We start from the raw sequence: 21462 nt of genomic DNA on the forward strand, positions 1-21462 counted from the left end.
GGGTACGGACAATGATACCATCACTCTTTATCGCACACGGTGCACCGTTACTGGCCATTGAAAACAATGAATATACTCAATTTTTAAGTCAACTAGGTAAGAATTTGCCGCGTCCAAAAGCGATTGTCTTGTTTTCTGCGCATTGGGAATCTCGCGTGCAAAAAGTAAGTGAAGTAGATCAGTATGATACGATCTATGACTTCGGTGGATTTGACCCGAAACTTTATACGATTAAATATCCTGCACATGGTTCTATGGAAATTTCTAATGAAATAAAAGAGCTGTTTAAAGAAAATGGAATACCATTTGATGTGGAAACGAAGCGGGGATTAGATCATGGCGCATGGGTCGTACTTCGGATGCTATATCCAAATGCTGATGTTCCTGTTATCGCGATGTCGGTTAATCCTGCTCTAACTCCAGAAGAACAGTATAAAATAGGAAAATCCCTTGCTACTTTACGCGCTAATGATGTATTAATTATCGGAAGTGGTGGTACGGTTCACAACCTTAGAGCTGTAAGCTGGGGTGACGATGGCGCAATACATCAGTGGGCACTTGAGTTTGATGATTGGATTGCACATCATCTTCATACATGGGACACTGATTCATTGTTTAAATACGATTCGCTTGCACCTAATGCTGAATTTGCAGTTCCTAAGTTTGGAAACGAACACTTTATTCCGATTTTTTACGCAATGGGAGCAGCAGATAATAGCAGAAAAGCCGCTTTAATCCATCGAAGCTATCGTTATGGTAACCTAAGTCACAGCGTTTGGCAGTTTGGATGATAAAGGCAAAATAACACTAACCAAGCGTTAGTGTTATTTTTATTAAAAGGAAAAGCATATAATTTGATGATTTATTTGAATCTTGATATAATAATTCGGTTATAAATATAAATAATGTAATAATGTTAATAAGGTGGTAATTATGAATCTAGATTATAGAGTTTTACTGTATTATAAATATGTTACGATTGAGAATCCTGAAGAGATACAACAAGAGCATCTACAGTATTGTAATGAAATAGGTTTAAAAGGGCGGATAATCATTGCATCTGAAGGTATTAATGGTACCGTTTCAGGGACAGTTGAACAAACAAATGCTTATATAAAATACATGGATGAGCACCCGCTATTCGCGGGAACCATTTTCAAAATTGATGAGGCTTCAGAGCATGCATTCAAGAAAATGCGTGTTCGATTACGACCAGAGCTTGTTACTTTACGGTTAGAAGATGATGTTAATCCAAATGTAACGACAGGGAAGCATTTAAAACCGAAGGAATTTTTTGAAGCTATGCAAAGAGAAGATACAGTTGTCATTGATGCAAGGAATGACTACGAATATGACCTAGGTCATTTTAGAGGTGCTGTTCGCCCAGACATTTTAAATTTCCGTGACCTGCCAGATTGGATTAGGGAGAATAAAGAACAATTTGAAGGAAAAAAAATCCTTACTTATTGTACGGGCGGGATCCGCTGCGAAAAATTTTCAGGCTGGATGCTTAATGAAGGGTTTGAAGATGTTTCACAATTAGAAGGCGGCATCGTTACCTACGGAAAAGATCCAGAAGTGCAGGGAGAATTATGGGATGGACAACTATATGTGTTTGACGAGCGTATAAGTGTACCCATCAATCGCAAAGAGCATGTGGTTGTTGGGAAGGATTATTTCACAGGTGAGCCATGTGAGCGTTATGTAAACTGTGCTAATCCTGAATGTAACAAGAAAATTCTTTGTTCTGAAGAAAATGAACATCGCCACCTGCGCAGCTGTTCACATGAATGTAGAACACATCCCCGAAACCGCTATGTGGCAGAGCATGGACTTACCGAAGAAGAAGTAAACGAAAGATTATTGAATCTCCAAGCATAAAGGAAAGGCTGCACACTTCATAATAGTGTGCAGCCTTTTGTTATTTCTTTGCAAGAACATCATTTGACTTTGAAAGTTCATCGAATATCGCGGTTGTTAAGCTAAGATCACCCCTACTGTCATGACCAGCTTCCCACAACATCATTCCTCCAAAGCCATTATTCATCGCTAGATTCGTCTTCTTTTGGATGGTCTTCACACCATTATAATGATACGTTGTTCCGTTCATATAAACCGTGTCGTTCAGAGCATTTGCTGGATCCTGCTTGACTATGGCAGCATACGAAACCTGTTTAATGGCAGGGTCTTCTGGTTGAGCATAGAAAGGAACACCTAAAACGAGCTTTTCTTTTTCTAAGTTATACTCATCAAAAAGTTCTGCCCAATAGTTTACTATTTTCTCTGTAAAAGGATATGGAGATAGATTAGCAGCATTATAGCCGCCATCCCACTGACCATCATAGGCCATAATATTGACATGATCCACATGCTGGAACATAGAGGGCTCATAAACGACAAAGCCCATTTCGGTGCCTGTCACCGCATGAATTTTTGCATAAACGGCTACCGATAGCTCTTTCCCCTTGGAATGTAGCTGATTGCTTAGTTCGCTGGTAAAAGCAGCTAGGTTAGCAGCGTCTGACTTTGAACGAGGGTGCTCAAAATCGATATCAATGCCATCAAGCTGTTCGGTGTCGACTATATGAATTAGCTCATTTACAAGTCGTGTTCTCGCGTCTGGATTGCTAATAGCCGCTCTAAATGGCTCATAGGATTCCCCGCCATTAATATGAAACCAGCCGCCTACGGCTAGAATTACTTTTGTATTGTGTTCTTTGGCTTTTATCACCATTGTTCGTAAATTAATGATAGCGGAATCGCCATTTAGTAATATGCCCCCATCTGCTGTCGGATGAGCAAACGAAAAGATCACGTGTGTTAATTTGGAATAATCCACTGCATTCGGATCACGGAAATCCTGAACATAGCCTAATAATACTTTAGAGTCTTCTACCACTTCTTCGGGAATTTCTTTTTCTACAAGATTTTTATCTGACTTAGGCAGTTTCTCCACTTTTTGCGGTTTAACCGCCTGATCTGTTTGATTTGTTGTGTAAATAACTCCTGTAAAAATTCCCCCAATAAAGGTAAATAAAATTACCAGGGCTAGGAGGATTGTGCGTTTCTTCATATTTTACGATTCCTCCCTACTATTCTCATACTTAACGATTGTATCAAAAATAGATAGGAGGAAGTGTTGGTAATATCCGCCTTGCGAAATTATGGTAAATTCCTGGTTTGAATTTGTTGTTAATTAAGCACAAATATTGTCTAATAATAGTAGGTTGCTTTCTTAAAAAATGTTGTTAAAATCTTAAAGCCGATTTTAACGTGGAAATAGTTATGTTGCACTTTAGAATTAAGTATGTAGGCTTTTTTCTTATTAGTTTTTTCTATTTTCTGTGGATACATAGCACAATAATTAAATTGTCTTCCAAATGCAACAAAGTTTAAGAAAAAAGCCTTTAAGTAAGACATCTAAAGAAAAGGAGATTTACATCTGTGTGGGCTGTTGGAATAGGGATCATCTTACTATATAATTTATTGATTTTTTATATTGGCTATAATATTTGGGTTTGGTTGAAGCACATAAGTGGTGATCGAAAGAGTATTAAAATTATTTTCTGGGTTGTACTTATAATTTTTGCTTATTCATTTGTTATTTCACGCTGGTTGGATGAGAGTTTATTTTTTACCTGGCTGGGTGCCATTTGGCTTTCGTTATTTTACTTCTTAATCTTGTTGCTGCCATTAGCGAATATCGCAATATTTTTAAGGAGATTTACAAAAATAAAGAAAGAAAAGTTTGTTAAATGGACAGGTAATTTTCTAATAATCGTGATTGTTGGTTCATTCTTTTTCGGAGTGTTTAATGCTTACAGTCCTGCAGAAAAAACATATCAAGTTCAAATTCCTAAACAGTCAGCAGGGAAGCAAAGTTTAAAAATTATCATGGCTTCCGATATGCATTTTGGGGATCTATCTGGAGCAAGGCAGGCAAAAAAGCTGGTAGAGTACATTAATGCCGAGAAGCCTGACCTCGTTCTATTCCCGGGGGATATTATTGACGATGATATAACGCCTTTTCTTGAACAAGGAATACCAGGTATTCTGAAACAAATCAAAGCACCTGCCTATGCCTCTCTTGGAAATCATGATCGCGATGATGTTGATCTTGTTAAAATATTTAATAACAGCGGTATGAGAGTTTTGGATGATGAAGTATTGGATCTACCAGAGGGAATAACGTTGGTTGGCAGGAAAGATAGAGGTTATCAAGACGTTGTAAGAGCAGAGCTTTCAGAGTTAATGAAACAGGTCGATATTTCGAAACCCGTGTTTTTACTCGAGCATCAGCCTTACGATTTAGATATTGCCGAAAAAAATGGAGTGGATTTAATTCTTTCTGGTCATACACATCGAGGACAGGTTGCTCCAGGTAACCTGATAACAAATATGATATTTGAAAATGATTGGGGCTATTTAAAGAAAGGCAGGCTTCAATCGATTGTCTCTTCAGGCTATGGAGTCTGGGGACTGCCACTGCGGATTGGAACGCGGTCAGAAATTGTTCAAATTAACGTTACCTTCAATCCCTCCATTCGATAAAGAAAAAATCTATCTGATATCAGGTAGATTTTTTTCTTTATTTAACTATAGATAACTGATAGTGTTTTTTTTATTGTAATTGAATAATATTTATTGATGACTAAAAATTTCAATGAAAGCGCTTTATCAGTATAAAGGAGAGAAGCGAATGGAAAAATTAATGCCTTCAGAAATTCAACTAATGTTATCCTCCGTACCGAATTGGAAATTAACCGAAGAGAAATGGATTGAACGAAAGTATCGTTTTCGAGAATACCTGAAAGGAATCGATTTTGTTCAACAAGTGGCAAATTTATCAGAGCAGACTAATCACCATCCATTTATTTCTATCGACTATAAGGTCGTCACAGTAAAGATTTCATCTTGGAATGCAAGGGGTTTAACAGCTTTGGATTTTGAATTAGCTGCGAAGTATGATGAATTTTATAATCAAATGTAAAGTTAATTTTCTTCTAAAGGGAGAGATTTACTAATGGGAGAAGCAAAAAAGATTCCGAGGCATTTACAAAAATATGTAGTGGATCAACAATATGAAAAATACACACCGATTGATCATGCCGTTTGGCGGTATGTCATGCGACAAAACCATCATTATTTAAAGGATACAGCCCATTATGCATATGTTGGCGGATTAAAATCTTCTGGTATTTCTGTAGAGAGAATACCCAATGTGACTGACATGAACATAGCGTTAGAGCCATATGGATGGGGAGCTGCTAATATTGATGGCTTTATCCCAGGGGTTATATTTTTCGACTTTCAAGCACACGGTATTCTCCCAATCGCCTCTGATATTCGTAAACTAGAAAACATTCAATATACGCCTGCTCCAGATATTATCCATGAAGCGGCAGGTCATGCACCTATTTTATGTGAAGAGAAATTCTCGGAGTATGTAAAGCTATTTGGTCAAATTGGCTCAAAGGCATTGGCTATAAGCGAGGAGCATGAGTTATTTGAAGCTGTTCGCTCCTATTCCAATTTATTAGAAAGCGGAACAGCTACAAAAGCTGAAATCGAAGCAGCAAAAGCAAACTTTGAAGAAAAGCAAGCAGCTGTTACGGAACTGTCAGAAGCGGAACAAATTTCTCGGCTATATTGGTGGACAGTCGAGTATGGACTCATTGGGACAGTTGAAAAACCACAAATTTATGGTGCAGGTTTGCTGTCTTCTGTTGCAGAAGGCAGAAGCAGCCTAACAGCTTCTGTTAACAAGATTCCTTTTGAACTACAAAAAGTGATTGCTACGGGTTTTGATATTACCAAGCCGCAGCCACAGCTTTTTGTATGTGACAGCTTTGACCAATTAATTGATGCTGTGATTGAGTTTTCGAAAACCATGGCCTTTCATGTTGGAGGAACGCAAGGCTTGGATAAAGCACTTCGTTCCAATCATACTGCCACGATTCAATATAATTCCGGTCTGCAGCTGACGGGAACATTACGAAGAATCCTAAAGGATGAGGACGGGGTAGCAATTTACATTCAAACCGAAGGTCCTTCAGCCTTAGCATATGAAAATACAGAGTTGCTTGGTCATGGGAAAAACAGTCACCAAGATGGCTTTGGAGCCCCGATTGGAAGAATTAAAAATCTGAAAAATCCACTCGAGCTGCTTACAGATGAAGAACTCGAAGAAATCGGGATCTCATTCGGAAAGAATTGTACCTTCGAATATGAGAGTGGAGTTAAGGTAAAGGGTACTCCAGTTCAATTAATAAGAAAAGACGGCAAATTACTGCTTATCACCTTCAAAGATTGTACGGTTTCAATAAAAGAACAAATCTTATTCCAACCTGAGTGGGGTACTTACGATTTGGCGGTTGGTGAAAGTATAACATCGGTTTTTGCAGGTGCTGCGGATTCTGATCAATTTTATGCAGATATAGGTGAGGTTGAGACAAAACCTCTTGTTAAAAGGGACCTAACCAAGTTAGAAAAGTTATACGGGAAAATAAGATCTATCCGAGAATCAATGAGTAACGATATAGAAGCAGAGTTGGCAGAAGTGATTGATGTATTAACAAATGATTATAAAGATGATTGGTTATTACGAATTGAAATTATGGAGCTTCTAGTAAAATATAATCTTTTGCCAGATAAACAGCTATTGCTGAGAAAGCAATTTGACGAAATAAAAGATTTACACGACGGATATTCCGTGTTAATTGAAAGAGGGCTCAGGTTAACAAATTCCTAAGCAGCAATAAGTTCGTATCAATAACAACCTGCCGCCTATTGAACAACTTTACCAAAGGTTGAATTGATGGGCGGTATTTTTATGGAGCAGGAATGAAGACATTCAATAGCAAAACGTGATAAGTGTAACTCATAAAGGGCACACTTTATTAAAAGGTAAAATTAGGTGGAGACTAATGAAGTTACTATGTATAGATGGCGGTGGAATCCGGGGAATTTTCTCGATTGCGATTTTACAAGCACTAGAAGAAGAAGTGGGTTACCCTGTAGGGAAATTATTTGATGCTGTTGCAGGGACAAGTACGGGTGCCATCATTGCTGCTTCTGTTTCATTGGATAAAAAAATGAAAGAAGTTCATGAAAATTACATGTTGTATGGAGAGAAGATATTCAAAAGACAGGCAAAAGTAGGGATCTTTAAAAGTGTCTATAGTGATCGGTCACTCCGGAAACTATTAAAAAAGTCCTTTGGTGACCTCCAATTGGAGGATATTGAAAAACCTCTGCTTATCCCGGCTGTCGACATTACCCATGGAAAACCATTTATCCACCGCTCCAACTTTGGACACCCGGGAAATGATGATTTATCGATAAAGCTTTGGGATGCCGTTCTTTCCTCTTGCTCCGCACCTGTCTATTTCCCGCCCAACAACATTGGGAATGAATATTTATCAATTGATGGTGGTTTATGGGCAAATAATCCATCATTAGTAGGTTTAACGGAAAGTATTCATTATTTCCAAAAAGGAATGGAAGATATCCATATCTTATCACTTGGCACGGGACTGCAAAATATTGATTTTACGTATGATAAGGAAAAGTATTGGGGCATAAACGAATGGCTGCCTTTTCGTTTTCCCTCTATGAAGGTGACCCCGAAACTTCTCGATTTAGCCCTTCATTTATCTTCAGAATCGGTTACCTATCATTGTCAGCTTCTATTAAAGGATCAATATCTTCGAATTAATGAAGAGTTAGGGGAGGAAGTACCATTTGATGAAGTAAAGTACATGGATTTCCTTAGTGAACTTGGCCGAAGGACGTTTTACAAACAGAAAAATGAAATCATGGCCTTTTTAAAGAAGATATAACCAAAAACTCGGTTTATAAAGTACCGAGTTTTATTCTATTCAAAAAAGCTGCTATATCTTTGCCAATATTTTTGACCATTTGAACTCATACTATTTCATGAGGTGAAGAACATGTACAAACTGTTGTCTCACAATGATCTGGATGGTGTGGGGTGTGGAATTCTAGCAAAACTTGCTTTTGGAGAAGACGTGAAAGTCCGCTACAATTCTATTTCTGGTTTAAATCGCGAGGTTGAATGGTTTTTAGAAAATGATGATCGCAATACCTTTTTATTTATCACAGATTTGTCTGTAAATGAAAAAAATGAACAAAGTCTCAAAGAGTTTTATGATAATGGGGGCAAAGTACAGCTTATTGACCATCATAAAACCGCTTTACATTATAACGAATATGATTGGGGACATGTTGTCGTTGAGGATGAGGAAGGAAAATTAACATCAGCAACTTCCTTATTGTATGAATATCTTATTTCGCACCAATTGATTGTGCCTACAGACGTGATAACAGAATTTGTTGAGCTCGTTAGACAATATGATACATGGGAGTGGGAAAAAAACGATAACCAAGAAGCGCAGCGTCTGAATGCTCTATTTTTCCTTGTTTCGATCGATGAGTTTGAAGAAAAAATGATCGCCCGGCTTCAAACAAGCGAACATTTTCACTTTGATGAGTTCGAAAAGAGAATACTGGACATGGAAGAAGATAAAATTGATCGCTATATCCGCAGGAAAAGAAGAGAGCTTGTTCAGACACAGCTAGATGGACTTTATGCAGGTGTGGTTTATGCGGAATCGTATCACTCTGAACTTGGAAATGAACTTGGTAAGGAATACCCTCATCTGGATTACATAGCGATTTTAAATATTGGCGGTAAACGAATGGGCTTCCGTACTATTCATGACCATGTGGATGTATCCGCAGTGGCTGGACAATACGGAGGAGGCGGTCATGCAAAGGCATCAGGCTGCTCTCTAACCGAGGAAGCATATATAAACTTTGTAACGGAAACCTTTCATCTAGATCCAATTCCAGAGGACGCAAGGCGAAATCGCTATAACCTAAAACAGTCAACGTTTGGCACGCTGTATAAAAGCCGCAGGGAAGACGAGTTCCTTCTATACCAGTTAAATGAGGAAAAATGGATAATTAAACGAAATAACACAAGATTGGAGCAAACCTTTTCTAGTTTTGAAGATGGGGAGAGCTTTTTAAAAAGATATTATGAGGTTTGGCTCGTAAAGGACGAAGACTTTGTTCATTACCTAATGAAAAAGTTTGAAAAGTGATGTACGAAAACAAATCCACCCAAGAAGCCTGGGTGGATTTGTTCGTAATTGTTACTGTTTCAATTGATTTAAATCCTGAATGCATTCTTGCACAAGTGTAACCGCCTGGCTCATTGCTGCGCCGCCGCCAAATGCAGCAGTTACTCCTACTGCTTCTAAGATTTCCTGTTCCGAACATCCTTGGTCTAGGCAGCCTTTAGTATGATAGATGATACAATATTCATCTTGTGAGTATAGACTAATTCCTAACGCAATCAACTGCTTTTCGCGTTGTGATAATGCACCTTCTTTAAAGCATTCTTCTGTAAAAGCATTGAAGTGTTTAGCAAACTCCGGCATCTTTTGCGTAAAAACACCTAAACCAGATTTATACTCGTGAAGAGCAGCCTCAGTAGAATTTCTAGCTTCAAAATCCATTCTTCATTCAACCCCATTTCCAAAATTCATTAAACAAAATATAGTATAAGCAATATAAGAGTCACTTAACCAAACAAAATGAGGTAACTGATTTTTAATGTGAAAATAGGGTAGAGTATAGTGAAAGAGGGTATAAAAACTATATATAAAAGATTGGGAGGAGAAAACATGAAAAAAAATACTATAAATTTGAATGGAAAATCTGTCTGTTACAACGAAAAAGGGAAGGGAAGCCCAATTGTCCTTCTGCACGGCTTTTGTGGCAGCAATGGTTATTGGGATAATATATTAAGTAAGTTATCAGAAAATTATCGAGTGATTGCTCTAGACCTTCCAGGTCATGGTGAATCTGCTAACCTTGAGGGGGACGTTTCGATTGAAGACATTGCTGATCATATTAAGGATGTATTAGATTATTTGAATGTAGCTCAAGTAACAATGTTCGGGCATTCCCTAGGTGGGTATATTGCCCTTGCTTTTGCGGAGAAGTATAGTCAAATGGTAAACGGATTTTCACTGATTCATTCGACTGCTTACCCGGATTCAGAGGAAGCCAAGAAGGGAAGAGAGGCAGGTGTTGAAAAAGTTCGACAGGAAGGAGTACCGGCTTTTATTGATGGGCTGATACCAAAACTCTTCTCACCTGACAACATAGAGAAAAATCAAAATGAGATCACGACAGCTAAAGAAATAGGATATACCACCTCACCAAAAGGTGTCATGAAAACGCTTATTGCGATGAAAAACCGACCGGACCGTAATAGTGTGTTAGAGAGGGCAGAGATTCCAGTCCTATTAATTGCTGGTGAAAAGGATCAAATTATTCCTTCTGAAAAGACATTTTCAGTTAGTAAATCAAATATTAAACATGTCTTACTAAAAGATTCTGGGCATATGAGTATGTATGAGAATCCATCTGAGCTAGCCAAAAAGATGATTGAATTTTTGAGCACGGTTAAATAATAATAATCAAAAAATCCACCCTTTGGTGGATTTTATTTTTTAGAGTTTACAAACTCCTTGACCATTTCAACGGTAACATTTTTTCTCATTGATATAATTCTTAAGTTAATTTTATTCATTTTATTGGTTACATCATTAATTTTAGCAGTTGAAAAAGGTTTACCTTGTTTACATAATTCGATGGCTTCTTCAATATATTGTTCACGCAGCTGATCCCAAGCTAAAAACTGCTGATAACTCTTATTTTGATTTTCTGCATGTTTCATTAAATCCTTATGTACGCTCATGATTTCACTCCTCAAAATGTTAACTGATATAATAATACCATAAATCTATGGATATAAAGGAGATGCTTTTTTGGTAAAGAGTATTGTCTTAGATGAAACACCAATAAAAGTCTACAAGTATGAGGAAGAAATCGAGCATGGTTTAATTAAAATCTCCGTTCAGTTTAATGTATCAAGTGAGGAGTATCATGATATTACGACACTATTGTATAAAGGAACATTTAATGTAGAAGTTCCTGAGAGGGAGTTATCATTTAGAGCAAGTATTCATCAATACTCTACTTCATTTACAAATTTATATATTAAAGGCCAGGTTGGAGTATTTACATTAAGTTTGCTTGAAGTAAAAGAATAGGAAGGAAGGGGTGGTGTGAGAATGAGGTTAAGTATTTTGGATCAGGCGCCTATCTCTTCTAATCAGACTGCTGCTGAGGCACTAAGAGAATCGATGGAGTTAGCTCAAGCAGCGGAAGAGTTAGGCTACATACGGTATTGGATTGCGGAACATCATGATTTACCAGGACTAGCATGTTCTGCTCCTGAAGTAATGTTAGGTTATATTGGAGCGAATACAATTAAAATACGAATTGGCTCTGGGGCGGTATTATTACCGCATTATAAACCATATAAAGTTGCCGAGTTATACAATATGCTGGCTACTTTGTTTCCTGGCCGAATCGATGTCGGGATTGGCCGAGCACCTGGTGGATCTGCAGAAGCTACAAATGCTTTATCAGATAACTTTTTACAGCAGGTATGGAATATGCCGAGTTCCGTGAAAGATCTGCTCTATTTTTTAGACAATACGATTCCTCCTGAACATCCGCATGCGAAAGTATCTGCGTCTCCGGTTCCGACTGTGGCACCTATCCCATGGCTGCTTGGTACGAGTAAAAAGAGTGCATTACTTGCTGCAGAAAATGGACTATCGTACGCGTTTGGACAGTTTATGAGTGATCAAGACGGTTTCGAAATTATTCAACTATATAGAAATCACTTCAAACCTAGGAAACCAGATCAAGTTCCTGAAGTCATTCTCACAGTGTCAGCCATTTGTGCAGAAACATCTGAAAAAGCAATGGATGTTGCATTAAGCTCACTCGTATGGGGGTTACAAAGAAAAAGAGGAGAGGGACAGGAAGGGGTTCCATCGATTCAAAAGGCGAAGGAATATTTTCAAAACGAAAGAGAAGACCTCTTAGGAGAAATGAGGCAAGGTATTATTATAGGTAATCCGCATGAGGTAGCACAGAGCATTCAAGAACTTCAGGATAAATATAATGCAGATGAAATCATGATTGTTACCATAACACATTCACCATTAGACCGAATTCAATCTTATAAACTAATCTCAGAAGAAATTTTAAGTAAATGACTAATTAATAATAGGGCTTGGCGGGACTTTAACCCGCAAAATACGCGGCAGTTTACGGTTAAAACTGCTGGTTGCTCTACAGTTGAGCTACAAGCCCTGTTTTTATTTTTGTTCCAAAACCAAATATTATTCATTGTTTGTTCGGAAACTTATTTAATTTTAGCTATTTCCTCCGTCACAACAAATGCAAGATCATCGTTTCCAAACAAAGATAAGACACCAAGAAGGGTTTCGTGACCAATTTCTCCAGCTTCCTCTTTAGGGACCACTAATTCCATTGCTTCCATTAAAGCCATATTCGAGGCCTGATTAGGGTAGGCACGTAAATACAATTCCTCAGGATTTAGATCATGATTGATGCACCATTGAGCAAATACGAGGATCATCATTTTTTCCTCACCTTGATAGTGCTGAATAATTTTTTCTTCTAATTGTTTTTTATCCATAAGAATTCTCCTTTAAAACATCATCATTTTATTATATAGGATTCCAAGACTTAGCGAGTAAAAAGATAAATCAACTTTTCAAAAAGTAGGGGCTAGTCCAATCAAAAATTGCAAAAAATTAATATTATTTAGAATAAACTGGAATTTTCGTGAGGCGTTGAATCAAATGAAAAAAGCTACATGTAGGACTAATTAACCGAACAACAAAACGTTGAAAAGGAAAATGGTGAGGTAGTTGAAAAAAAACAAAAAGACTGAGAGTTCTGTAAAAAAAGAAAACTTCAATTCAATTTTAGTTGCGACTTCGATTGGACCTAATAGGATAGAAATACAAAGGAGTGCCATTAATACATGGATAACTGCAGGTTTAAATGTTGTTTCTTTGAATACGAAAGAAGAAGTAGACAAACTTAAACCATATTTCCCTGATATCGAGTTCCGTGTAGTAGAAAGAAATGCTAAAGAAAAATACGGAAAACCATATATTTATATCTATGATATTATGAGCTATCTAAAGAGTACAGATTATAAGGTTGTTGGGATAATCAATTCTGATATCCAATTTAGGGATCTAGAAAAAGGCCTCGTGAAGATTATTTACAAAGAAGCATTGGACAGTCTCGTTTACGGACATCGACTGGATGTCAAACATATTAACGATTCCTATGGCACTCTTAGTAATGGTGTTGACTATTTCTTTATTAATAAATATTTACTTCATATTTATCAGGATGATGGGCTCTGCATGGGACGACCTGCTTGGGACTGGTGGATGGTCTGTGTTCTAGCTTCTAAAAATATACCAACGAAACGAATATTAAACCCACTTGGATTTCATGTAACTCATCCTCAACAATGGAATGAAAACCTTAATCAAGATCTTATTGAAAGTATTGTTAAGAAAAAGTATCTAAGTAAAATGTATCCGGGCTTAAATTCTTATGAATTAAATAGTAAAATGTGGGAGATCGTCATTTCAAAAAATGGAATTATAATTAAATAATAAAATCCATTTACATTTGTTTAAAAAAGAATTGCTGTTTACAAGTAATATAAATTGAGTAAAAATCATAGTTCTTTCAATAAGAGAGAAGCCCATGTGGCTTTTTTTCTTTTTTTGAAATGTCTAATGACACAAACATTAATTCACTCAGGAAAGAAATCGACAACTTACGAGTGACACAAAAGTACTTAATACCTTGTTAAAATGCTAATGTATGTGTTTTTTTATTCTGTTCAATAAAGTATGGCCATCATTGTGAAAGTTTTCACTTAAACTAATGTGGCAGATTAGTTCAACTAGAAACTATACTAATTTATGGAAATATTTATTAACACTTTGCTAAAGTTGGATGGATATTTACAAGAATTGCTAAAATTTATGATTTAAGGTCGCCATATAACTGGTAGAGCTAATGAACATAATAATGTTCCGATCGTATCTTTATACACATCGATAAATCCTACTTTCTTTCATAGTTATAAAGTTGTATCACACCCCTTAAACACTTTAATCCTGAGCCAAACCTTTATGGTTTGGGGCCTGCGGAGGTTGTTCCAACCATTCGTTTTCAATCATTAAGTTTACACCATCTTTAGCGTATTGAGCATTTTCTGCTGTTAAACGAACATAAGATGCTGCAATATCCATTCTTAAACTTGCGGCTGAAGAAGTTGCATAGTTCGAAATACTTGAAGCAATTAACAATGTAATATGAAACATGATTAATTTATCAGAAAAAGGTGTGAAAGTTGAATCTGTGACTTCAAGGTCCCATGCTGCCGGTGCTGGAATGTCATCCTCAGTTAACATGGATGAAAATAGTTGAATATGTTTTTTAGCTATTTCTTTACCTCTATTACAATAATCACTAACCTTTTCAGACTTCGCTACTTGGGCAAAACCTTCTAAAAGAGCTCTACCAACTGCATTTGCCTCAATATTTGCTGCAATATGAGTAATTTCGATTACATTTAGAGGTCTATTATTTAAATTTAAAAAACCACCTAAATACTTCTTTTTATCAATGAAATCAACACTATTAGGAGTTGAAACATAAGGTGGTCTTACAAATAATCCCTTTGATAATAAAACGTTGGCTGTTTTATTATATAGTTCTATTGAGGATTGTATTGCTTGACTTAGGAAATCACGGACATCAGAATGTGCGGAAGTTGCCAAAGCCACACCATATATAGATAAACCAACTTTTGACATATTTTTAAGATAATATAAGTAAAAAGCATCTGAAAATAGACGTGGAGAACTTGGACTTACATCTTCGTCAGAAAAGCCAACTGGAATTGGTTGATTATCTTTTTTTAGTATTTCTTTACTCGTATTTAACATGTTTTGTGATATATTAAGTGCAAATTCTAAAATTGATTTTATATCTGGTTCATCCACATTAGCCAAAAAATATTCCATAATACATTTAGAAAAACTGTTGTTCACATAGCTACTCCACATAATTGATATTTCAGAAGATGTCAATCTTGGATTATGTTCTCCCTCCATTTTATACCCTCCCATAAATCGATAATTATAATATCCACTATTAACTGGTAGTATATTCAAATTCCAAGAAAATTATATTAACCGATTAAGTCTTTATAAAATCAGAGAATCATTGTTTTATTCACCTACCGATACAAAAGACCTGATTGAATTTCATTTTAACCATCATAGACATTTTGATCCGTTTAATGATAATCCAAATTCATTGTATTTACCTGATAATTGGATACCACATTGTACATTTGCTAATAGATTGACTTTAGAAAAACTATCCCAAGCCTTTAATTATTGTTCAGAAATAAACACTATATGCGGAAAGATAAAAGAAGTGGCTTTAATAGATATTTCCGATAAAGGTAAAGCACCAATAATTTACTGGAAAAGGATTAACAGAATAATGTGGTCTAATTATGCTAACGGGGAGTTTAGTTTAACAAGAAAAGAAAAATTTTCGAGAATTTTGGGAATTATAACCTTTGAGGATAAATCAAGAAGAAAGAGCTCCTTTGGTATATATCTTTGATTCAAGACTCTTTAATTGAAAGTAATTAACAGAAGGTTTATTATTAACTTGTTCACCAAAAGTACATAATAGAAATTGTACTGAAGTTGTTTTCTTAACTGAAAATGACTTGGAAATTTCGAAAGGAGAAATTCAAAATGGGAAAATTAGATGGAAAAGTAGCAATCATTACAGGGGCAGCACAAGGTATGGGTGCTATGCATGCTCGTAAATTCGTGGAAGAAGGCGCAAAAGTAGCGATTACTGATCTTAACTTTGAAGGTGCGCAAAAACTAGCCGATGAATTAGGAGAAAACGCAACCGCTCTTAAATTAGATGTTTCTAGTGAAATGAACTGGGTAGAAGTTGTAGCAAAAACAGAAGAAACATTTGGTCCTATCAACGTTTTAGTAAACAACGCAGGAATTGGTATCTTTAAAACATTAGAAGAATTAACTGTAAAAGACTTCGAATTAACATTTAAAGTAGACGAGCTTGGCGTATTCTTAGGAATGCAAAAAGTGCTTCCTTCTATGAAAAAGGCTGGGGTAGGTTCTATTGTTAACATTTCTTCTGTAGATGGTTTAGTAAGTGCGCCAACAGCAATTGCTTATAGTGCTTCTAAACATGCTGTAACTGGTATGACTAAAGGTGCGGCTGCTGAGCTTGGACAGCATAACATCCGTGTAAATTCTGTGCATCCAGGAATTATCAAAACGCCAATGGCTGACCAACCAGATGTTGAAGAATACCTAAAACAACTTGAGCAAGATATTCCACTAAGAAGAAGGGCAGAAGTAGAAGAAGTATCTAATTTAGTTGTATACCTTGCTTCTGACGATTCTAGTTATTCAACTGGAGCACAATTCGTTGTCGATGGCGGTATGATTTCAGATTTGTAATAAAAATAAACTTATATACCCCAACATTTGGTAGTTGGGGTATTATATTGTCATCATTAGACGCACAACTAAATAATGCTGATTATTTATTAAACTGCCCTTCTAACACAAATATTCAGAACGGAGTAATCATAGTGTTTAGTCATTCGCTTTTTTTATTCAAGTAAACCAGCTAATAGTTTGTCAACATTTTTCAATAAAAAGTTTAATAACCTCATGATATACTAAAAATGTTCATGCCAAATAACCTTCCTAAATTCTCTTATTGGAAGGTTTTGCTGTATTTAGTTAGATATAGGTCCTATGCTATATCTTGGAAAGGAGTTCTGCTTTTTAGTAAGGCGTAAATCCAATGTAAGAGTTTGTTTGCACATGCAATAATCGCTACTCTAAAGGGTTTTCCTTCGTCTCGTTTCTTATCGTAAAACTCTCGTAGTCTTCTATTGCGTGGAATGATCTCATCAGTCGTTTTCTTTTTACGGGAATCCCGAATACCACTTTGAACAGCCATATACAAGGCGTGGCGAAGCCTACACGAGCCACGTTTGGTTATACGGTTTACTGATGCAGTAAACTTTCCTGAAGAGTACACACTAGGATCTATTCCAGCGAATGCAACTAACTTCTTGGCACCATTAAACCGATCTATCTCCCCAATTTCAGAAAGAATCGTTGCAGCGATTTTTTCTCCGACTCCAGGGATAGATTGAAGGATTTCATATTCTTCAATTTCGCTAGCGAGGGCATCTATTTCATCCGCAATATTGGATAGATGCTCTTGATATTGAAGAACTATCTTAACCAAGATTTCAAGGTTAAAAATATGACTATCGTAGAGATTGTTTTGAAAAGGATCACGAAGGGCTGCTTCTCTTAACTTCTGTGCCTTTTCCTTTGCCCATGACTCCGAACGACTCATACATAATGAAGCTATTTTATCCGTTAACTCTCTTTCACTCACACTTAATACAGCCTTAGAAGTAGGGAACTCTAGTAAAGTAAGTAATGATACTTTCGAATACAGGCTTCCAAATACATCTCGATACTCAGGAAAAACCTGATCAATTAAAGAATGAAGCTGTATCTTTGTTTTAGCTGAAATTTCCGCAATACTCTCTTGCTGCCTTGTCAGATTACGAAGGTTTAATAGTTGAACACCACGCTTCTTGTAAGGCTCCAGTTCCTCTTTATAAAACAGTTCACAAAGGTGATAAGCATCAATTGCATCAGTTTTTACCTTTCGAAGGCTGGAGCTCTTGGCTCTATGAGAGATGAGAGGATTGACGATAATATAAACATAATTTTGTTCCTCTAGAAACTGAATAACGGGAATATGATAATGACCAGTTGATTCTAAAACAACCGAAGGTTGATGACTACCAGCAGCCTTTTCAACATCTTGAAGGAACTTTAATAAACATCCTAATCCTTTAAGATCGTGAGTAATAATAAAACTCTTACGATATGGTATACCTTTATCTAAAAACGCTTGAACCTGACTTTCTCCTTTTGATACATCCAGACCAATCACTGGATTCATTAATTTTCTCCTCCTTCTAGAAATACAAATTAGTCGGTAACCCCTAATGCTCCTTGTAATGTCATAGGTTCGCTTGTTAAACGGGATCATAGTCCCAACCAGCCTGAAACATGATTATACAAGTAGGGGGTGGACAGTTTACTTGACGGGATCAAAGTCCCACGGGTGCTACGTCCTCCCCCGACTACCGATATAATAAAACTATATAAAAAAAGGTCAACCAGAAAAATCTGGCTAACATTATATTACGAACGGGTGCAAGAGTGAGTTAAAGCAACGCAATTCGAAATGCGTTGCTTATTTATTTCTAAAAATACTTCCTATAAGACATACTCCCTAGAGTGTAAATTTTTCATTGTAGTTAAAATTGAAGATGGAGAAGCACCCGCTTTGTATCTATCTAAGCATTGAAGCTGAAATTGACTTTGATTTATATGCTAATCCTTATGAAAGTGATTATTAAACAAACGGGGCAGGCTAGTTCAATAAATCGGAAGGGAAAAGGGATATAAAAAGGGAATTACTTGATAAACCATACTAAATAAAGGAGAGGTAGTTTATGAGTAAATCATTTATTGACCAAGTACATTATATTAGAATTCCGGTAAAAAATTTAGAGCAGTCTGCACAATGGTATAGAGATATATTAGGGCTTCAATTATTAACCATTACTGAGGATCCATTTGCCATTATAAAAGTTAATGAGGGACCTTTTTTACTTATCTTAGTTCCTACTGAAGATGATACATTTGCACATTTTACAGTTGGTAATGTCCCAGCCTTTAGCATTGGTTTTACAAGTCCAGAATTATCTAAATTTCATACACACCTTATTGAAAATGGTGTTAAGGTTGAGGATATAAAAGGGGATAATGGACATGCCTATTTCCACTTTTTTGATTTAAATGGCAATAAACTCCAAGTACACTGGTAACAAATATATATAAAGGTATATTTAGTGAAAGGACACACTTAAACTAAAAGGGGCATTCTTTAATTAAGGTTTAGTTAAACTAATTTTTTAAAATATTATTAAAGGATTTAATCAATAAAAAAATGACACAAAAGTCCTGAATTTTAAGGACTTTTGTGTCATTTTAATTTTTTCCCAAAACACTAATCAAGTACAAATTGAAGAGTTAAGGACTTTTGTGTCGCACGTCAGTCGACAACAAATTCAAAGAATAATTTCAGCATAACGATAAAAAAACATAATTACGTAAAATATAAATTTGACGTAATTAACCTAGTTAGGTAAAATATAGAAGTGAGGTGATTTTATGGTAAATCAGTCAAAACAAGAAAATTTTAAAAAATTGCAGTCGCTCTTATCTGAGTTACCCTGGTATGTTGATGAATATATCAATTATAAATTAAGAAAGCTTTCGACGGCTTCTTTATTTAATTATTGCCATGATTATAAGATCTTTTTCAATTGGATGATTCGTGAGCAATTATATACTGGAGCTGCTAAAGATATCCCATTGGAACGTTTAGAGCAAATGACGGTTATTGAGATTGAAAGTTTCTTAAACTTTCTTCATTACGAATTAAATAATAAAGAATTAACCGTTAATCGGAAATTATCAGCTTTAAAGTCCCTGTTTAATTATTTGCAAAACATTGCCGAAACGCCTGATTTACAACCTTATTTGAACCGTAATGTATTAGCAAAAATTGAATTTAATGAAGTGAAAGAAAATCTGGAAACAAAAGCTGCTAAAATGGAAGGCAAAATCCTGCTTGGTGATGAATACGAAAAGTTCCGTTTATTTGTCGCAAATGACTATGGTGAATTAAACAAGGAAAATAAAAAACTCTATAACTTTCACCAATTAAATAAAGAGCGTGATACTGCCATCGTCTCATTAATTTTAGGTTCCGGCCTTCGTCTGTCTGAACTAATTGGCATTGAATTAGATGATATTGATTATAAAAAGTACTGTGTGAGAGTAATTCGCAAAGGAAATAAAGAACAATTCGTCTATTTTAGCCAAGTGGCAATGTCGGATCTTCAAGAATATCTTGCGGTAAGAACATCGAAATATAAAGTAGAAAAAACCAATAAAGCCTTGTTTATTGCTGCTTCGGTTGGTCCAAAAGGGAAATCCCGCAGACTGACAGCCAGAGCTGTTGAAAAATTAGTTGAAAAGTACGCTACGGCATTTGGAAAACCATCGTTATCCGTACATAAACTAAGACATTCATTTGCAACCAGGTACCATGCTGAGATTAACGATGTACCAAAATTACGAAGACAATTAGGTCATTCTTCCATTCAAACGACGATGATCTACACACATATTAAAAACGATGATTTAAAAATCGCTGTTGATAAAATGGATATGCCAAAAGAGCAACTTGAATAAATAAAATTTGTTCCGTCTCACTATCTTAAGTATACTTTGGATATGAGACGGAATGGATTTTTTGTTCTTTAATTAATTGTAATAATATTATGTAAACTATAAAATTTGTAAACAAATCTTCTCTACCATCATTACTGACAAAGAAAAACACAGGTTTCCCTGTGTTTTTCTTTGTTTTAAGGGCCCCGCTTGGTTTCCTCTTTCCTTCTCTACTTGCTTCTCGTGCTTGAGTGAACACTTGCATTATTGAGATTCCATTTGCCATCAACAAAATTCCATGTTGAATCTACGAAAGCAATTGTATCTGCATTTGCCACGCCGGTTATTCTTTGTGCCCCTTTTAAGATAAACTCTCCGCTTTTTAATTTCACTGGTTTAAGTGAGTGAAACGAATTCACCGTCAATTCCATCGGTTCATTTAATTTCCCTTTAGAGTATAAGCCTAGCTTCTTATAGTATTTTTTCCGATCCTTTAAATCAAATAAATAGGTGTTCCCTGTGAGTCCTATCTTTATTTTCGCTTTATATCCATCCTCAAAAGTGCTGTCTATTTCTAATGGTTCAGGAACCGCTAATTCCTTACTTATATAATCCTTAAACGAATATAAATAATTGAGTGTGATCCCTCCACTCCCTCCTGTTAATACATTTGCAAATAAGTCCTTTACTCCATCCTTGTTTAGATCAACCAACTTAAGTGAAGCCTTAGAACCACTTTCCAGAAGCATTTTGTACTGTTTTTCATCATTGGTAGAAATATCAATATAAATATCTTTTAAATAATCATCTTCATCATCATAAGGTACGCCTTTTAACTGGATATTTTCATTTATACCATCTCCAGTTATATCACTTTCATGTTTGGAAATCGTGACAATTTTCGCTTTATCCTCGAAGGCATGAGCACCAGTGATCGCCATGACAGAAATGAGAAAAAATGCAGATGCCGCTAGTAATCGTTCTTTTTTCATCCTATTCCCCTCCAAAATCTGATACATATAGTATGTCCTATTTT

21 protein-coding genes and 1 pseudogene are annotated in these 21462 nt (G+C 36.0%); 14 read left to right on the plus strand and 8 right to left on the minus strand.

Annotation, left to right across the window (positions count from 1 at the left end):
• Nucleotides 1-11: 11 nt before the first annotated feature.
• Nucleotides 12-791: a DODA-type extradiol aromatic ring-opening family dioxygenase gene (locus tag V7108_RS21575; protein WP_335569362.1), complete on the plus strand. Its 780-nt coding sequence runs from the start codon at nt 12-14 to the stop codon at nt 789-791.
• Nucleotides 792-933: 142 nt separating this feature from the next.
• A complete protein-coding gene (gene trhO / locus V7108_RS21580) occupies nt 934-1881 on the plus strand; it encodes an oxygen-dependent tRNA uridine(34) hydroxylase TrhO (protein WP_335569363.1) in 948 nt (315 codons plus the stop codon).
• Nucleotides 1882-1921: 40 nt separating this feature from the next.
• On the opposite strand, the gene V7108_RS21585 is transcribed toward trhO, so the two are convergent.
• On the minus strand, nt 1922-3073 hold the full coding sequence (locus tag V7108_RS21585) for a glycoside hydrolase family 18 protein (RefSeq protein ID WP_335569364.1): 1152 nt from the start codon (nt 3071-3073) through the stop codon (nt 1922-1924).
• A 371-nt stretch (nt 3074-3444) separates the two neighbouring features.
• Here V7108_RS21585 and V7108_RS21590 point away from each other — a divergent pair, with 371 nt between their 5' ends.
• From V7108_RS21590 to V7108_RS21610, 5 genes are all read left to right on the plus strand, one after another.
• Nucleotides 3445-4551: a metallophosphoesterase gene (locus V7108_RS21590; protein ID WP_335569365.1), complete on the plus strand. Its 1107-nt coding sequence runs from the start codon at nt 3445-3447 to the stop codon at nt 4549-4551.
• A 148-nt stretch (nt 4552-4699) separates the two neighbouring features.
• Nucleotides 4700-4990: a 4a-hydroxytetrahydrobiopterin dehydratase gene (locus V7108_RS21595; protein WP_335569366.1), complete on the plus strand. Its 291-nt coding sequence runs from the start codon at nt 4700-4702 to the stop codon at nt 4988-4990.
• A gap of 33 nt (nt 4991-5023) precedes the next feature.
• Nucleotides 5024-6751 carry an aromatic amino acid hydroxylase gene (locus tag V7108_RS21600; protein WP_335569367.1) on the plus strand — a complete coding sequence of 576 codons (1728 nt, stop codon included), beginning with the start codon at nt 5024-5026 and terminating at the stop codon, nt 6749-6751.
• 175 nt (nt 6752-6926) lie between these two features.
• Nucleotides 6927-7841, plus strand: coding sequence for a CBASS cGAMP-activated phospholipase (locus V7108_RS21605; RefSeq protein ID WP_335512126.1), 915 nt, complete (start codon nt 6927-6929; stop codon nt 7839-7841).
• 111 nt (nt 7842-7952) lie between these two features.
• Nucleotides 7953-9128 (plus strand): DHH family phosphoesterase, encoded by a 1176-nt coding sequence (locus V7108_RS21610; RefSeq protein ID WP_335569368.1) that lies wholly within the window; start codon nt 7953-7955, stop codon nt 9126-9128.
• Between the two features lie 51 nt (nt 9129-9179).
• Here the strand turns inward: V7108_RS21610 and V7108_RS21615 are convergent, their stop codons facing one another.
• Entirely contained in the window at nt 9180-9545 is a 366-nt protein-coding gene (locus V7108_RS21615; protein ID WP_335512130.1) for a carboxymuconolactone decarboxylase family protein, read from the minus strand.
• 168 nt (nt 9546-9713) lie between these two features.
• Here V7108_RS21615 and V7108_RS21620 point away from each other — a divergent pair, with 168 nt between their 5' ends.
• Nucleotides 9714-10508, plus strand: coding sequence for an alpha/beta fold hydrolase (locus V7108_RS21620; protein WP_335512132.1), 795 nt, complete (start codon nt 9714-9716; stop codon nt 10506-10508).
• A 32-nt stretch (nt 10509-10540) separates the two neighbouring features.
• On the opposite strand, the gene V7108_RS21625 is transcribed toward V7108_RS21620, so the two are convergent.
• A complete protein-coding gene (locus V7108_RS21625) occupies nt 10541-10795 on the minus strand; it encodes a DUF2533 family protein (protein WP_335512134.1) in 255 nt (84 codons plus the stop codon).
• 70 nt (nt 10796-10865) lie between these two features.
• On the opposite strand from V7108_RS21625, the gene V7108_RS21630 reads away from it, so the two are divergent.
• Complete coding sequence (locus V7108_RS21630) at nt 10866-11150, plus strand: DUF3219 family protein (RefSeq protein ID WP_335512135.1); 285 nt, start codon at nt 10866-10868, stop codon at nt 11148-11150.
• Between the two features lie 21 nt (nt 11151-11171).
• Nucleotides 11172-12170: an LLM class flavin-dependent oxidoreductase gene (locus V7108_RS21635; RefSeq protein ID WP_335512137.1), complete on the plus strand. Its 999-nt coding sequence runs from the start codon at nt 11172-11174 to the stop codon at nt 12168-12170.
• A gap of 12 nt (nt 12171-12182) precedes the next feature.
• Here the strand turns inward: V7108_RS21635 and V7108_RS21640 are convergent.
• Nucleotides 12183-12267, minus strand: a pseudogene (locus V7108_RS21640).
• Between the two features lie 52 nt (nt 12268-12319).
• Complete coding sequence (locus tag V7108_RS21645; RefSeq protein ID WP_335512139.1) at nt 12320-12616, minus strand: hypothetical protein; 297 nt, start codon at nt 12614-12616, stop codon at nt 12320-12322.
• Nucleotides 12617-12851: 235 nt separating this feature from the next.
• Here V7108_RS21645 and V7108_RS21650 point away from each other — a divergent pair, with 235 nt between their 5' ends.
• A complete protein-coding gene (locus tag V7108_RS21650; RefSeq protein WP_335512141.1) occupies nt 12852-13619 on the plus strand; it encodes a hypothetical protein in 768 nt (255 codons plus the stop codon).
• Between the two features lie 507 nt (nt 13620-14126).
• On the opposite strand, the gene V7108_RS21655 is transcribed toward V7108_RS21650, so the two are convergent.
• Nucleotides 14127-15134: a DUF3231 family protein gene (locus V7108_RS21655; RefSeq protein WP_335569369.1), complete on the minus strand. Its 1008-nt coding sequence runs from the start codon at nt 15132-15134 to the stop codon at nt 14127-14129.
• Between the two features lie 660 nt (nt 15135-15794).
• Here V7108_RS21655 and V7108_RS21660 point away from each other — a divergent pair.
• Nucleotides 15795-16538: an SDR family NAD(P)-dependent oxidoreductase gene (locus tag V7108_RS21660; protein ID WP_335519150.1), complete on the plus strand. Its 744-nt coding sequence runs from the start codon at nt 15795-15797 to the stop codon at nt 16536-16538.
• A gap of 301 nt (nt 16539-16839) precedes the next feature.
• On the opposite strand, the gene V7108_RS21665 is transcribed toward V7108_RS21660, so the two are convergent.
• Nucleotides 16840-18078, minus strand: a complete 1239-nt coding sequence (locus V7108_RS21665) for an IS110 family transposase (protein ID WP_335569370.1) — start codon at nt 18076-18078, stop codon at nt 16840-16842.
• A 559-nt stretch (nt 18079-18637) separates the two neighbouring features.
• On the opposite strand from V7108_RS21665, the gene V7108_RS21670 reads away from it, so the two are divergent.
• Together V7108_RS21670 and xerS are read left to right on the plus strand one after the other, a co-directional pair.
• Entirely contained in the window at nt 18638-19012 is a 375-nt protein-coding gene (locus V7108_RS21670) for a VOC family protein (RefSeq protein WP_335569371.1), read from the plus strand.
• A gap of 346 nt (nt 19013-19358) precedes the next feature.
• On the plus strand, nt 19359-20447 hold the full coding sequence (gene xerS, locus V7108_RS21675) for a tyrosine recombinase XerS (RefSeq protein ID WP_335569372.1): 1089 nt from the start codon (nt 19359-19361) through the stop codon (nt 20445-20447).
• A gap of 209 nt (nt 20448-20656) precedes the next feature.
• Here the strand turns inward: xerS and V7108_RS21680 are convergent, their stop codons facing one another.
• Nucleotides 20657-21418, minus strand: coding sequence for a hypothetical protein (locus tag V7108_RS21680; protein WP_335569373.1), 762 nt, complete (start codon nt 21416-21418; stop codon nt 20657-20659).
• Nucleotides 21419-21462 lie beyond the last annotated feature (44 nt).

Source organism: Neobacillus vireti, from assembly GCF_036962345.1.
Classification (GTDB): Bacteria; Bacillota; Bacilli; order Bacillales; family Cytobacillaceae; genus Neobacillus; species Neobacillus vireti_A.

Coding starts and splice junctions, on each gene's coding strand:
- V7108_RS21655 (WP_335569369.1), bottom strand. CDS start 15,134: ATGGAGGGAGAACATAATCCAAGATTGACATCTTCTGAAATATCAATT.
- V7108_RS21645 (WP_335512139.1), bottom strand. CDS start 12,616: ATGGATAAAAAACAATTAGAAGAAAAAATTATTCAGCACTATCAAGGT.
- trhO (WP_335569363.1), top strand. CDS start 934: ATGAATCTAGATTATAGAGTTTTACTGTATTATAAATATGTTACGATT.
- V7108_RS21610 (WP_335569368.1), top strand. CDS start 7,953: ATGTACAAACTGTTGTCTCACAATGATCTGGATGGTGTGGGGTGTGGA.
- V7108_RS21595 (WP_335569366.1), top strand. CDS start 4,700: ATGGAAAAATTAATGCCTTCAGAAATTCAACTAATGTTATCCTCCGTA.
- V7108_RS21635 (WP_335512137.1), top strand. CDS start 11,172: ATGAGGTTAAGTATTTTGGATCAGGCGCCTATCTCTTCTAATCAGACT.
- V7108_RS21670 (WP_335569371.1), top strand. CDS start 18,638: ATGAGTAAATCATTTATTGACCAAGTACATTATATTAGAATTCCGGTA.
- V7108_RS21615 (WP_335512130.1), bottom strand. CDS start 9,545: ATGGATTTTGAAGCTAGAAATTCTACTGAGGCTGCTCTTCACGAGTAT.
- V7108_RS21665 (WP_335569370.1), bottom strand. CDS start 18,078: ATGAATCCAGTGATTGGTCTGGATGTATCAAAAGGAGAAAGTCAGGTT.
- V7108_RS21575 (WP_335569362.1), top strand. CDS start 12: ATGATACCATCACTCTTTATCGCACACGGTGCACCGTTACTGGCCATT.
- V7108_RS21600 (WP_335569367.1), top strand. CDS start 5,024: ATGGGAGAAGCAAAAAAGATTCCGAGGCATTTACAAAAATATGTAGTG.
- V7108_RS21605 (WP_335512126.1), top strand. CDS start 6,927: ATGAAGTTACTATGTATAGATGGCGGTGGAATCCGGGGAATTTTCTCG.
- V7108_RS21620 (WP_335512132.1), top strand. CDS start 9,714: ATGAAAAAAAATACTATAAATTTGAATGGAAAATCTGTCTGTTACAAC.
- V7108_RS21585 (WP_335569364.1), bottom strand. CDS start 3,073: ATGAAGAAACGCACAATCCTCCTAGCCCTGGTAATTTTATTTACCTTT.
- V7108_RS21625 (WP_335512134.1), bottom strand. CDS start 10,795: ATGAGCGTACATAAGGATTTAATGAAACATGCAGAAAATCAAAATAAG.
- V7108_RS21660 (WP_335519150.1), top strand. CDS start 15,795: ATGGGAAAATTAGATGGAAAAGTAGCAATCATTACAGGGGCAGCACAA.
- xerS (WP_335569372.1), top strand. CDS start 19,359: ATGGTAAATCAGTCAAAACAAGAAAATTTTAAAAAATTGCAGTCGCTC.
- V7108_RS21680 (WP_335569373.1), bottom strand. CDS start 21,418: ATGAAAAAAGAACGATTACTAGCGGCATCTGCATTTTTTCTCATTTCT.